The organism is Solicola gregarius, assembly GCF_025790165.1.
Taxonomy (GTDB): Bacteria; Actinomycetota; Actinomycetes; order Propionibacteriales; family Nocardioidaceae; genus Solicola; species Solicola gregarius.
In genome coordinates this window covers 2,555,978-2,568,481 of record NZ_CP094970.1, presented here as the reverse complement: position 1 = coordinate 2,568,481, position 12,504 = coordinate 2,555,978, and the positions used below count along the sequence as shown (strand labels likewise).

Genomic DNA, 12,504 nt, shown 5'->3' with positions numbered 1-12,504 from the left:
GAGGGCGCTCTTGACGCGTGGAGTGGAGGCCGAAGACTGGATCGTTGCGCGGACGGGCTCACGTACCGGTTGTCAGCTCGGCGATGAGGGCCTTGACGCGCGCCTCGATCTGGTCGCGGATCGGGCGTACGTCATCGATGTCCTTTCCGGCAGGGTCGTCGAGCTGCCAGTCGAGGTATGTCTTGCCGGGGTAGATCGGGCAGGCGTCGCCGCAGCCCATCGTGATGACGACGTCGGCGGCGCGGACGACGTCGTCGGTGAGCGGTTTGGGGAACTCCTTGGAGATGTCGAGACCCATCTCGGCCATTGCTGCAACGACAGCGGGGTTGAGCTGGTCTGCCGGTTGTGACCCTGCGGAGCGTACGTGAACCCGACCCTGTGCGTGGTGGTCGAGCAGAGCCGCTGCCATCTGGGAGCGGCCTGCGTTGTGGACGCAGACGAAGAGGACTTCGGGGATGGTGGGCATGATGGCTCCCTCGGCTTGAGCGATGGCGATGAGGCGTTCGCGGGCGAAGTGGCCGGCGAGCACGGGCAGGTACGTTGCGGTGCGAGGTCGTCGACGATCGCGGTGAGCGAGGCTTGGTGGTTGTGGAGACCCGGCAACTCCGCGCGACGTGACTCATCGGGCGTCGTCATTGGTCGATCCTCTGCGTTGACCTGGTGAGGGTGTCGCGGTTGCGAAGCCAGAGGGCGACGTAGACGAGTGCGACCAGGACGGGCACCTCGATGAGTGGGCCGACGACGCCAGCGAGTGCTTCGCCTGAGGTAACGCCGAAGGTGCCGATGGCGACCGCGATGGCGAGTTCGAAGTTGTTGCCTGCCGCGGTGAACGCGAGCGTAGTGGTCTTGGCGTAGCCGAGGCGAAGGCGTGTGCCGAGCGCCCAGGACGTGGCGAACATCAGGACGAAGTACGCAAGCAGCGGCAATCCGATGCGTACGACATCAAGTGGCTGGTTGGTGATGGCGTCGCCTTGCAGGGCGAAGAGCATGACGATGGTGAACAGCAGTCCGTACAGCGCAATTGGGCCGATACGTGGCAGGAAGCGGCTCTCGTACCACTCGCGTCCGCGGGCGCGTTCGCCGATCGTGCGGGTGAGGTAGCCGGTGAGCAGTGGGATGCCGAGGAAGACGAGAACGCTGAGGGCTATCGCGCCGGCGGAGAATTCGACGCTGGTGGTGGCGAGTCCGAGCCAGGCCGGAAGCACCTGCAGGTAGAACCAGCCGAGTGCGGCGAACGCGACGATCTGGAAGACGGAGTTGATCGCCACGAGGACGGCTGCGGCTTCGCGGTCGCCGCACGCGAGGTCGTTCCAGATCAGCACCATCGCAATGCACCGCGCGAGACCGACGATCACCAGGCCGGTGCGATACTCCGGCAGATCGGGAAGGAGGAGCCAGGCGAGCGTGAACATGAGCGCCGGACCGGCCAGCCAGTTCAACACCAGCGACGCGGCGAGCAGCTTGCGGTCGCCGGTGACGCGAGACGTCTCGGAGTATCGGACCTTCGCGAGGACCGGGTACATCATCAGCAGCAGGCCGATCGCGATCGGCAGACTGACCGAGCCGACCTCGATCGCGTTGAGTGCGGCGTCGAGACCGGGGACGGCTCGCCCGAGGACCAGTCCGAGCGCCATCGCGGCGATGATCCAGACGGGCAGGAGCCGGTCGAGGCGGGACAGTCGTGCGATGACCTCGGCCTGCGGATACTCGGCGTCCAGGGCATCGGTCATCGGCTGGAAACCTCGCTACATTGATGGACGTCGATGTGTCCAGCATGAGCGGGGACATCGACGGCTGTCAATGTGATGGGCATACTGGAGACATGCCCGCCGTCGACATCGAGATCACGGATCACTCAGCTACGTGCGCCACGTCGCTCACCGCGACACCGATCGCCGCTGACGAGGCGGCCGATCTCGCCCGCACGTTCAAGGCCGTCGCCGACCCGGCGCGGTTGCGGCTGCTGTCGATCATTGCGTCACATGAGGGCGGCGAAGCGTGCGCGTGCGACCTGAACGAACCCCTCGGGCTGAGCCAGCCGACGGTGTCGCACCACCTCAAGGTGCTGGTGGGCGCCGGCCTGCTGGAACGCGAGCAGCGCGGCGTCTGGGCGTTCTATTCCGTCGTGCCCGAGCGCCTCGATACGCTCGCCGGCGTACTCAGCACCCAAGCCTGACCGCTCAGCAACACGACCGCAGATACGCCTGCAGGTTGTCGAGCACGGCGGCCGTGCCCTGGCTGTCGGCACGGTAGAAGACCGTCTTGCCTTCGCGTCGCGAGGTGAGGATGTGCCCGCGGCGAAGCAATGCGAGTTGCTGCGATGCGGTCGACTGTCCGATTCCGGCCCGCTCAGCCACATCGCCGACCGATAGCTCAGCCCCGCCCGCGAACAGGAACATCACCTGCTGGCGCGCGGGACTGGCGAGCGCCTTGAGGAAGTCATTGGTCGACTCCTCCAACTCGACGCCTACCTCGCTCATGGGGCCATCCTAACTCAGAACGTCATTTGATCATATTACGAAATGACGATATGTTCCTCTCATGAACACACCCATCGTTATCGTCGGCGGCGGCCAGTCCGGCCTCGTCGCCGCCCGCCATGTTCGCGACCGCGGCCTGCAGCCGCTCGTCCTCGAAGCCGGAGTTCGTGCGGTCGGCTCCTGGCCCGACTACTACGACAGCCTCTCGGTCTTCTCACCCGCACAGTACAGCGCGCTCGACGGGGCGGCATTCCCCGGCGACCCTGACCACTACCCGCATCGGGACGAGGTAGTCGCGTACCTTGAGCGGTTCGCCGCATCGCTGGACGTGGAGATCCGCACGCGGACTCGGGTCGAGCGGGTCGAGTCCGATGGTCGCGAGTTCGTCGTGCACACCGCCGACGGCGAAGCACTGCCTGCCAGCGGCATAGTCGCCGCCTCGGGCTCGTTCTCGAACCCGTTCCAGCCGCCGATACCTGGCCGCGAGCGGTTCACGGGTGAGGTGCTGCACGTCGCCGGCTACCGCGAGCCGACCAAGTACGCCGGGCAGCGCATCGTCGTGGTCGGCGGCGGCAACTCCGCGATCCAGGTGGCGCACGAGCTGACCGAGCACGCCGACGTCACGCTCGCCACCCTCGAGCCCGTCCGGTTCCTGCCCCAGGTCCACGACGGGCACGACGTGCATTACTGGACCGATGTCACCGGCTTCGACCGGCTGCCACCGGAGTGGCTCGCCCGCATCGTTTCCGGCCCGCTCGTCTCCGACGACGGCGTGTACGGCGCCGCGTACGCCTCCGGAGCACTTCAGCGCCGACAGATGTTCGGGCGGTTCGACGACGACGGAGTCGTGTGGCCCGACGGCACGCACGAGCCGGTCGACACGGTCATCCTCGCGACCGGCTACCTACCGAGCCTCGGATACCTTCGCGACCTGGGAGCGCTCGACGAGAACGGACTGCCACGCCACACCGGCGGAATCTCCACAACGCATCCGGGTCTGGTCTACCTCGGCCTGGAGTTTCAACGTTCGTTCGCGTCCAACACGCTGCGCGGCGTGGGCGCCGATGCCGCGTACGTCGTCCCGCCGCTGGTCGCGTACGCCAGCGGCGCCTCCGCTGTCGTCGGAGGCTGAGCCGCTCACGGAGTCCTCGACCGGGGCAGTGCGCGTTCAATGGGTGCTCGCGACCACGCCCGATCTCTATACCTTCGTACCGAACCGGAGTTCCGCCTACTCGCCTGATCCTCGCACTGCGGCTTGTTGTACCTCGTCCAGCCATCGGTCCATCGCTCGTCGCCGTTTCGTGGCACGGGCACGACTTGCCTACCTGCACCCCTCGACATCCGCTGACGTAGCGCCTGACCTCGCTGCCACCACCGCAGTTCTCGATACCGAATCTCATCGGCGTCATTGGCACCCACAGGCTCCGCGTCTTGCATCGACATTGGTCGGACTTCGCGAAACGGGATTACATCAACGATCGTGCGCCCTAGCCGTGTTGGCGCCTGAACTGCTTCGGTCCTTAGCCAAGAGGACGCTTCGAACATGGCACCGTGCGTCATAACAACGATGCCGAAGACGTCACCGGGCTGCACCACGGGAACAAAGTGGGGCACCGGAGATACGTTCGCCATGCGGCGCCGGTCGAGTTCCGGATACTGGAGCCTCACGTAGCAGTTCTCCCCTGTTGCCCGAACCTTGTAAGCAGCGCCATCGCCGGTATTCGTTACTTCGAACTCGGAGACGTACAACCCGGCGTATTGCGGCGCTATGCCCTCGTACATGCCGGGGATCCATGCGCCGGTCTGGCGGAGTTGCCACTCGGCCTCTGGTCGATCTCGCTGACGAAGCCAGAGTGTCACGCTGGTAGCGATCGCGGTCGCAACGGTAGCCGCAGCCGTCGTAACGGCCAGATATTCGGACCAGTCCATGGGCCGTATGTTCGCAGGTCGAGCCACCGCACCGCCCGTGGTCCCGCCTGCGTCGAGCACACCTGCCCCTTCCCCGCATAGGTACCGCTCGTAGGTCGGAGCGGAGCGGGTCAAGGGTCGAATTTGTTCGATCACGCCGTGACGGCGAAGCCGCCCTTGACGCGTGGAGCGGAGCCCGAAGACTGGACCGATGCGGGGACGGGGCTCCACGGTCACTCCGCCAGGCCCTACCACAGCCAAGAAGAACACCGGTCTCGTCGGCGTCCGCATTCACGACCTACGCCACACCGCCGCATCCGTGTGGCTCGGTGCCGGGGCCGATCCGAAGGTCGTACAACGCATCCTCGGACACGCCTCGGCGGCGCTGCGGAAACAGGCTCCTGACCTGCGCAAAGGCGTGGAGCCGCCTGTCGGAATCGAACCGACGACCTTCTCATTACGAGTGAGACGCTCTGCCGACTGAGCTAAGGCGGCGCGTTGCCGAGCAACAGCGCACGATCATACCCATGCCGGTCCGGGAGACCTAAATCGGCTCCTGAGTACGACCCGTAGACTCACGTACTGTGACAAAGCCCGACGACGCCCTCGCCGAGCTCGAGGAGATTCGCTCGAGTATCGACAACATCGACGCGGCCCTCGTGCACCTGCTCGCGGAGCGGTTCAAGTGCACCAAGCGGGTCGGCCGGCTGAAGGCCGACCACGACCTGCCGCCCGCAGATCCCGAGCGGGAGGCGCGCCAGATCGCGCGGCTGCGCGAGCTGGCGCACGACGCCGACCTCGACCCGGCGTTCGCGGAGAAGTTCCTCAACTTCATCATCGGCGAGGTCATCCGCCACCACGAGGCGATCCGCGGCTGACGGCCCCGTGAGCCGCACATTCCAGCCCCAAAATCGCGAAATCTGGGGCCGAAACGTGCGGCCCAGCGGGCAGGCGGGGAGGGCGAACGGGTCAGCATTCCTTGCCGTCGTCGGGTACGTCGCCGTCGAGGAGGTACGCGTCGATCGTCTCGTCGATGCAGGCGTTGCCGCGGTGGTAGGCGGTGTGGCCGTCGCCGTCGCGGCTGAGCAGGACGCCCGAGTCGAGCTCCTTCGCCAGCGACACCGCCTGCTCGTACGGTGTGGCCGGGTCGCGGGTCGTACCGACGACGAGGATCGGCGCGGCGCCCGAGCCGTCGATATCGAGGGGCTTGTGGGCCGACTCGATCGGCCACTGCCCGCAGGTCAGCTCGCTCCAGGCGAAGATCTCGCCGAACACCGGGGCCGCCTTCTCGTACGCGGGCACGGCCTTGCGGATATCGGCGGGTGAGACGTCCTCGGAGGTGTCGAGGCAGTTGACCGCCGACTGCGCCTCGAACTGGTTGCTCTCGTAGCCGCCCGAGGTGCGGTCGAAGTAGAGGTCGGAGTACTGGAGCAGCAGCGCCCCGTCACCGCCGAACGCGTTGCCGAGCGCCTGGCTCAGCGCCGGCCAGGCCTGCTCGTCGTAGAGCGGGAGCGCGATGCCGTAGAACGCGAGCGACCGGGTGAGCGGGCGGTTCGTGTCACCGGTCTCGACCGGCGAGTCATCGAGCTTCTCGAGGAAGTCGCCGATCTTCTGCATGCCCGCGTCGACGTCGTCGCCGAGCGGACACGACTCGCCTCCACTCACACAGTCTTCGGCGTACGCCCGCAGCGCACCCTCGAAGCCACCGGCCTGCGCCATCGTCGCCTCCCGCAGCGACAGGCTCGGGTCGATCGCGCCGTCGAGCACCATGCGCCCCACCTTCTTGGGGAAGAGTTCTGCGTACGTCGAGCCGATGAACGTGCCGTACGAGGCACCCGCGTACGTCAGCAACTCGTCGCCGACGAGCCCGCGCAGCACGTCGAGATCCTTCGCGACGTCGATCGTGGACATGTTCTCGGCGAGCGCGCCGGACCCGGCAAGACACCCCTTGCCCATCGAGACGACGGAGTCGACGTACGCCTTCGTCTCCGCCGACGTGTCCGGATCGGGGTCGGCCGCGACGATCTTGTCGAGCTCCTCGTCGTCGACACACTCGACGGGGTCGCTCGTGCCCACTCCCCGCGGGTCGAATCCGATGATGTCGTAGCGCGCCAGCACATCGTCGCTGGCCTGGTCGGTGAACGTCTGGAGGTAGTCGATGCCGGACCCGCCCGGCCCCCCGGGGTTGATGAACAGCGTGCCGAGACGCTTGTCGGGATCGTCGGCGGGACGTCGGGCAAGAGCCAGCTCGGTGGTCTCGCCGCCCGGCTCGGCGTAGTCGACCGGCACCTTCACGGTCGCGCAGTCGCCTTGTGAACAGGACGACCAGTCGACCTGCTGCCGGTAGTACGGGCGCAGCTCGGCCGGCACGCCGGAGTCGGCCGGCTGCGTCTCGGTCTCGGCGGTCGTCGGATCCGACGACGGGTCGGCCGACGGCGAGTCGTCGTCGGTGCACCCAGCCGCGACCAGGGTCACCAGCAACAGCCCGGCGGCGATCCGGGCACGGCGGCGTGAAGGCATCGGTCTCCTCGAGATAGGGCTCAGCCAGACAAGCGGCTGCGTCTCACAACATAGGTGGGCGCGAATAATTCGGTCGAGATATCCACAGGCGTCAGCGGGCCAGCCGGATCATCAGCCGCTCCAGGGCGAGCAGCGGGGCGGCGTTCGCGGTGAGCGCCTCGCGGCACTCGAGGATCGCGTCGAGGTGGGCGAGCGTCGCCTCGGGCGTGCCCCGCGCGGCCAGCTCGGCAACCGACGAGGCGAGGTCGGCGTTGACCATCTCGGTGTCGGCGCCGAGCTGCACCGACAGGACATCGCGGTACAGCGACATCAGGTCGATCAACCCGCCGTCGATCGCGTCGCGGGCCATCCGCGTACGCCGCCGTTTCTGGTCCTTCTCGAGCGACGAGAGGTTTCCCTGGTAGCCGGCGGGCCGTCGCCCGCGGTCCTCGACCCCCCAAGCAGTACGGAGATCGGCAAGCTCGCGACCATCGAGATCGTCGGCCCGCTCGGTGGCGTGCGCCTGAGCCGCGTCGTTGAGGTTCTGCGCGGCACTCAAGCACGCTCCGAGCCCGGACAGCGACGACGGGATCGCCAGCACCTCGCGCCGCCGCGCGCGTACGGCATCGTTGGTGGCAAGGGCGCGTGCGCGTCCGACGTGGCCCTGCGCGGCCCGGGCCGCCTCGAGTGCCACGGACTCTTCGACACCGTCACGACGGACGAGCATCGCCGCGACCTCCCGGGACGGCGGCGTACGCAACACGATCTGGCGGGACCGCGAGCGGATCGTCACGATGACGTCCTCCGCCGTCGGCGCGCACAACATCCAGACCGTACGCGGCGGCGGCTCCTCGAGCGTCTTGAGCAGCGCATCGGCGGCCTTCTCGGTGAGCCGGTCGGCATCTTCGACGATCAGCACCTGCCAATGCCCGGACGACGGCCGCAACGCCGCGCTGCGTACGTGCTCGCGGACCTCGTCGACCTCGATGCTCAACCGGTCGGTGCGGACCAGTGTGACGTCGGGATGGGCGCCCGACAGAGCCGTACGACAGGCGTTGCACTCGCCGCAGCCGCCCGACTCGCATTGCAGCGCGGCCGCGAACGCACGCGCGACGTTCGACCGCCCCGAGCCCGGAGGGCCAGTGAACAGCCAGGCGTGGGTCATGTCGCGCTCGATCGAGCGTTGCAGCAGCTCGACGATCGGGCCCTGCCCGACGAGGTTGTCCCAGACGCTCACGACTGCTCCTGCCGACGCACCGCACGTGCGAGATGCGGCTCCAGCCGGGCGCGTACGGCCGCGGCGATCTCGTCGCGCGAGCCATGCGCGTCGACGACGAGATAGTGCTCGGGATCGGCGGCCGCCAGCTCGCGGAACGAGTCGCGTACGCGGGTGTGGAAGTCGACCGGCTCGGACTCCAGCCGGTCGGGCGAGTCGAAGCGCCCCAACCCGACGTCGGGCTCGACGTCGAGGAGCACCGTCAGATGCGGACGCAGCTGCGCGGTCGCCCATCGCGTCACGTCCTCGACCTCGTCACGGGTCAGCTCGCGTCCGGCGCCCTGGTACGCGAGCGCGGAGTCGACATAGCGGTCGGTGATGACGACCTTGCCCGCGTCGAGCGCGGGCTGCACGACCGTGTCGACGTGCTCCGCCTTGTCTGCGGCGTACAGCAACGCCTCCGTGCGATGCGACAGCGTGCCGGTCTCGACGTCGAGCAGGATCTTGCGCAGCGTCGCGCCGACGGGGGTGTCACCCGGCTCGTGGGTGAGCAGCACGTCGTACCCGCCGTCGCGCAGCGCATCCGCGAGCAGCCGCGCCTGCGTCGACTTGCCGGCACCCTCGCCGCCCTCGAGCGCGACGAACGTGCCCCGCTCGCTGTATCGGCCACGCGGCGGCGGTCCGGTCAGTTCTTCTCGCAACGTCACCCCTGGTCGGTCGTTCATCCGACGATAGGCGCTCACCCCGACAACGACCGCAACGGCCGCCGCGATCAGGAACGTGAACTGCGCGCCGCTGTACGTGAGGGACGCGTGATCGGTGATGCGCCACCTGTGGGCGCCGATCAACCCGGCGACCGCCGGGCCGAGCGCGAGCACCAACGCGAGCGCAATCCGGATCAGCGACTGTACGAGCGCGAACGTCCGCCCGCGTACGTCGTCGGCCACCTCGAGCCCGAGCAACGTGTATCCGGTGATCCACGAGATGCCGGCGAAGTAGCCGAGCACGACGACGAGGACGGCCGCGAGCACCATGTTGCCGATCAGCGAGATGACGGCGAGGGTCGCCCCGGCGGCGATCAGCCCCAGCCCGAACAGCCGACGCCGCGACACTCGCGGCAGCGTACGCGGACCGAGCCACATCCCGGTGCCGAGTCCGAGGAACACGCAGCCGAACAGCACGCCATAACCGGCGTCGTCCGCCCCGAGGTCGGTCGCGTACACCCGACCGAGCCCGATGACCACTCCGCCGGCGCCGAACGCGCCGACGATGCCGACCACGAGACCGCGCACGACGTCGGTGTCACGGATGTACGCCCACCCGTCGAGGATGGTGCGGACGAGACCGGCCTGGTCCTCCGCGGCGATCGATGACCCGCGCGGGATGTCGCGCATCGTCTGGCACACCGCGCCCCCGGCGAGGAATCCGACGGCGATCACGTACATCGTCAGGTCTGCCGAGGTGCCCGTCGTCCAGCCGGCGTACGTCGAGAGCAGCTCGGTGATGTCGGCGACGATGATGAACAGCGCGGCTGCGGGAAGCGCCGAGCCGTATGTCGTGGCGAGGTTGACCCGGTTGGCGTCCTCGAGCCGTTCGGTGGGTACGAGGTTGGGGATCGTGGCGTCCTTGGTCGGCAGCCACACGGCATTGACGGCCTCGATCAGCACCGTCGCGACGAACAGCCACCACAGGGTGCCGACCAGCGGGATGCTCGCGAAGCAGGCACCCCGCAGCACCAGGCCGACCACGAGGGTCGTACGCCGGTCGAGCCGGTCTGCGATGTACCCGCCGAGCGGACCGATCACGAGGGCAGGGAGCACCCGCAGGAAGAGCACTCCAGCGATCGCGAAGTTCTTCTCTGCGTACCCGCCTCCGGCGATGTCGTTGGCGAACGCGGTGATCGCCAGCAGTCCCATCCAGTCGGCGAGCGACGCGAGTCCGAGCGCGGTCCACATGCGCCGGAAGTCCCGGATGCGAAAGATTGCCCGGAGACCCGTCGCGCTCACATCGTCGATGGCGGACCCGCTCACGTACCGACCCTAATGCCCTGCCGCATCGAGGTCGGCGCGGCTCTGCCCGCCGCCTGGGTTTGGTCTCTTGCTTGCAGACCAAAGCACGCCCTGACCGACGCGATCTGCACCGTCTTCGACCTCGATTGACTCGGTTCGGATGAGCAGTGGCGGGAAGACGCCTCCGAACCCGGACACCAATCGACCGGTTTCGCTTCTACGCTGGGCAGTCATGAACGAGATCACCCTCCTCAGCCCCGATGCGTTGGTCAACAGTCCGGCGTTCAGCCATGTCGCGGTCATCCCGCCGAATGCCACCACGATCCATGTCGGCGGGCAGAACGCCGTCGACTCGACCGGATCACTCATCGACCCCGACGACGTCGCCGCACAGTCGAGACGTGCACTTGCCAACGTCGAGTCGGCCCTCGCGGCGGCCGACGCGACGCTGGCCGACGTCGTCTCCTACACGATCCTGCTGGTCGACGGAGTCGATGTCGGTGCGGCGTACGGTGCCGTCGCGGGCGCACTCGACACGGGCGGCGAACCCCCTCTGGTGACGGCCGCCATGGTCGCAGGGCTCGGCGTGCCCGGCGCGCTGGTCGAGATCGCGGCGATCGCGGCAGTGGTCCGATGACCGCGCGGCTCAGCCGTCGACGTACTGCTCGCCGACTCCCGCCGGGTTGAGTAGCTCGGCCGCGACCGCTGCCGCAAGGATCAGCCCGATCACGACCTCGGGTACGGGTGTGAGCGCCGCGACGAGGACGGCCGCCGCCGCAACGAACAACGGGGCCGCCGTGCGCCAGCTCGGGTCATGCTGGCGCAGCCGCAGGACGTACAGACCGCACAGCAGCACGGCGACGGGCACCGCGAGCACGTACGCCGTCTCGATGCCACCGGACTCGCTGTGGTCGGTGTAGTAGTCGACACGGGCGGCGAGGCCCGCGCCGATCGCAGCGGCCGACGCGAAGATGAAGTAGTGGCCGAAGCCCCAAGTCATGTTGGCGGCGTCGCTCCGCCCGCGTAGCACCTCGGCGTCGCCGCGGCTGAAGTAGAGCCACCACAGGCTGAAGACGATCAGGATGCCGCCGACGATGACCTCGGTGAGCTCGCTCGCGGCGTTGCCCGCGTCGATCGACTCCTGGATCGCGACCGTCGACGACAGGATCGTCTCGCCGAGCACGATGATGAAGAACAGGCTGTACCGCTCGGCGACGTGCTCGGGGTGCCAGGGGGTTCCGCCCGCACGCTCCGCGATCGCCGGAACCGCCATCTCGCCGATGGCGAAGAGCACGAACGCGGGCAGAGCGATCGACTCCGGGAAGAACAGGAACGCGATCCAGAAGCACTGCATGATGACGATGCCGACGGCGTACCGGTACGCCGTCGTACGGTGGTCCGGGTCGTTGCGGCCCGCGCGTACCCACTGCACGACCAACGCAACGCGCATGATGACGTACCCGACCACGACGAGCGTGAAGTCGCCGTCGAACGACTGCGAAATACCGGCGGCGAGCACGAGTGAACCCGCGATCTGCAGCAGGGTGAGGCAGCGATAGGTCACGTCGTCGTTGTCGTACGCCGACGCGAACCAGGTGAAGTTCAGCCATGCCCAGAAGATCGCCCAGAACGCCATCGCGAAGAACAGCGCGCCCTCGAGAATGTGGCCGTGGGAGATCTCATGGTGGAACGACGCCGCTGCCTGCGCGATCGCCACCACGAAACACAGGTCGGTGAACAGCTCGAGCGGCGTCGCGACGCGGTGCTCCTCGTCGGGATCACGCGGCCGGACGGGGCGTACGAGTCGTAGTCGTCGTTCCTGCACGTCGGCATCGTAGTGCGAGTACGCCGGTCTCAGGGTTAGCGTGGGCGCTCAGGCGCTCGCCGGAGCGATGTCTCGGAACCGACCCGGAGGTCAGCGATGTTGGAGAACGTCCCGCAGCCCGTACGAGGCTTCATCGGAGCCGTCAATGACGGCGACACCGACCGATTCCTCGGCTACTTCCCGGCGGACGGTGTCGTCAACGACTGGGGCCGTGAGTTCCACGGTCACGACGCGATCCGCGGCTGGAGCGACGGCGAGTTCATCGGCGCGAAAGGCACCCTGACGCCCACCTCGGTGCAGCAGGACGGCGACACGGTCACCGTCGACGGCGACTGGGCGAGCAACCACTTCACGGGCCCGAGCCGGTTCGTGTTCGTCGTCGACGGCGACTCCGTACGCGAGATGCGCATCACCGACCACTGACCCGGAGCAGCGAGCGGTCAGCCGAGCCCGTCGAGGCGAGCGACCTCGTCGGGAGTGAGTCGTAGCGACGCTGCCGCGACGTTGTCCTCCAGGTGTGCCGACCCAGACCGCCGAGATTCGTTGTCTCACGCGCATCTCCATCGA

At 67.9% G+C, this 12,504-nt stretch carries 12 protein-coding genes, 1 tRNA gene and 1 pseudogene; 6 read left to right on the top strand and 8 right to left on the bottom strand.

The features are described 5' to 3' along the window. Positions 1-58: 58 nt before the first annotated feature. Together L0C25_RS12640 and arsB are read right to left on the bottom strand one after the other, a co-directional pair. Positions 59-469 (bottom strand): arsenate reductase ArsC, encoded by a 411-nt coding sequence (locus L0C25_RS12640; protein ID WP_456299992.1) that lies wholly within the window; start codon positions 467-469, stop codon positions 59-61. 163 nt (positions 470-632) lie between these two features. After that, the gene (arsB, locus tag L0C25_RS12635) at positions 633-1,730 is read right to left on the bottom strand and encodes an ACR3 family arsenite efflux transporter (protein WP_271632001.1); all 1,098 of its coding nucleotides are present in this window, start codon (positions 1,728-1,730) and stop codon (positions 633-635) included. A gap of 92 nt (positions 1,731-1,822) precedes the next feature. On the opposite strand from arsB, the gene L0C25_RS12630 reads away from it, so the two are divergent. Then, on the top strand, positions 1,823-2,176 hold the full coding sequence (locus L0C25_RS12630) for an ArsR/SmtB family transcription factor (RefSeq protein ID WP_271632000.1): 354 nt from the start codon (positions 1,823-1,825) through the stop codon (positions 2,174-2,176). A gap of 4 nt (positions 2,177-2,180) precedes the next feature. Here L0C25_RS12630 and L0C25_RS12625 read toward each other — a convergent pair whose 3' ends face one another. Continuing rightward, a complete protein-coding gene (locus tag L0C25_RS12625) occupies positions 2,181-2,480 on the bottom strand; it encodes an ArsR/SmtB family transcription factor (RefSeq protein WP_271631999.1) in 300 nt (99 codons plus the stop codon). Positions 2,481-2,541: 61 nt separating this feature from the next. On the opposite strand from L0C25_RS12625, the gene L0C25_RS12620 reads away from it, so the two are divergent. Further along, the gene (locus L0C25_RS12620; RefSeq protein ID WP_271631998.1) at positions 2,542-3,612 is read left to right on the top strand and encodes a flavin-containing monooxygenase; all 1,071 of its coding nucleotides are present in this window, start codon (positions 2,542-2,544) and stop codon (positions 3,610-3,612) included. Positions 3,613-4,599: 987 nt separating this feature from the next. Continuing rightward, positions 4,600-4,758: pseudogene (locus L0C25_RS12615) on the top strand (hypothetical protein); the annotation flags it as partial. A gap of 49 nt (positions 4,759-4,807) precedes the next feature. Here L0C25_RS12615 and L0C25_RS12610 read toward each other — a convergent pair. After that, positions 4,808-4,883: transfer RNA gene (locus L0C25_RS12610), tRNA-Thr, on the bottom strand. Between the two features lie 89 nt (positions 4,884-4,972). Here L0C25_RS12610 and L0C25_RS12605 point away from each other — a divergent pair. Continuing rightward, positions 4,973-5,266, top strand: a complete 294-nt coding sequence (locus L0C25_RS12605) for a chorismate mutase (RefSeq protein WP_271631997.1) — start codon at positions 4,973-4,975, stop codon at positions 5,264-5,266. A 91-nt stretch (positions 5,267-5,357) separates the two neighbouring features. Here L0C25_RS12605 and L0C25_RS12600 read toward each other — a convergent pair whose 3' ends face one another. From L0C25_RS12600 to tmk, 3 genes are all read right to left on the bottom strand, one after another. After that, positions 5,358-6,908 (bottom strand): alpha/beta hydrolase, encoded by a 1,551-nt coding sequence (locus tag L0C25_RS12600; RefSeq protein ID WP_271631996.1) that lies wholly within the window; start codon positions 6,906-6,908, stop codon positions 5,358-5,360. Between the two features lie 91 nt (positions 6,909-6,999). Beyond that, complete coding sequence (locus tag L0C25_RS12595) at positions 7,000-8,124, bottom strand: DNA polymerase III subunit delta' (protein ID WP_271631995.1); 1,125 nt, start codon at positions 8,122-8,124, stop codon at positions 7,000-7,002. Then, positions 8,121-10,133: a dTMP kinase gene (gene tmk / locus L0C25_RS12590; RefSeq protein ID WP_271631994.1), complete on the bottom strand. Its 2,013-nt coding sequence runs from the start codon at positions 10,131-10,133 to the stop codon at positions 8,121-8,123. Before tmk ends, L0C25_RS12595 begins: the two co-directional genes overlap by 4 nt. Positions 10,134-10,344: 211 nt before the next feature. Here tmk and L0C25_RS12585 point away from each other — a divergent pair, with 211 nt between their 5' ends. Next, positions 10,345-10,749, top strand: coding sequence for a RidA family protein (locus tag L0C25_RS12585; protein ID WP_271631993.1), 405 nt, complete (start codon positions 10,345-10,347; stop codon positions 10,747-10,749). 9 nt (positions 10,750-10,758) lie between these two features. On the opposite strand, the gene L0C25_RS12580 is transcribed toward L0C25_RS12585, so the two are convergent. Then, the gene (locus L0C25_RS12580; protein ID WP_271631992.1) at positions 10,759-11,937 is read right to left on the bottom strand and encodes a low temperature requirement protein A; all 1,179 of its coding nucleotides are present in this window, start codon (positions 11,935-11,937) and stop codon (positions 10,759-10,761) included. Positions 11,938-12,033: 96 nt separating this feature from the next. On the opposite strand from L0C25_RS12580, the gene L0C25_RS12575 reads away from it, so the two are divergent. Further along, positions 12,034-12,360 carry a nuclear transport factor 2 family protein gene (locus L0C25_RS12575; RefSeq protein ID WP_271631991.1) on the top strand — a complete coding sequence of 109 codons (327 nt, stop codon included), beginning with the start codon at positions 12,034-12,036 and terminating at the stop codon, positions 12,358-12,360. Positions 12,361-12,504: the final 144 nt, after the last annotated feature.

Coding starts and splice junctions, on each gene's coding strand:
- arsB (WP_271632001.1), bottom strand. CDS start 1,730: ATGACCGATGCCCTGGACGCCGAGTATCCGCAGGCCGAGGTCATCGCA.
- L0C25_RS12630 (WP_271632000.1), top strand. CDS start 1,823: ATGCCCGCCGTCGACATCGAGATCACGGATCACTCAGCTACGTGCGCC.
- L0C25_RS12625 (WP_271631999.1), bottom strand. CDS start 2,480: ATGAGCGAGGTAGGCGTCGAGTTGGAGGAGTCGACCAATGACTTCCTC.
- L0C25_RS12620 (WP_271631998.1), top strand. CDS start 2,542: ATGAACACACCCATCGTTATCGTCGGCGGCGGCCAGTCCGGCCTCGTC.
- L0C25_RS12600 (WP_271631996.1), bottom strand. CDS start 6,908: ATGCCTTCACGCCGCCGTGCCCGGATCGCCGCCGGGCTGTTGCTGGTG.
- L0C25_RS12585 (WP_271631993.1), top strand. CDS start 10,345: ATGAACGAGATCACCCTCCTCAGCCCCGATGCGTTGGTCAACAGTCCG.
- L0C25_RS12575 (WP_271631991.1), top strand. CDS start 12,034: ATGTTGGAGAACGTCCCGCAGCCCGTACGAGGCTTCATCGGAGCCGTC.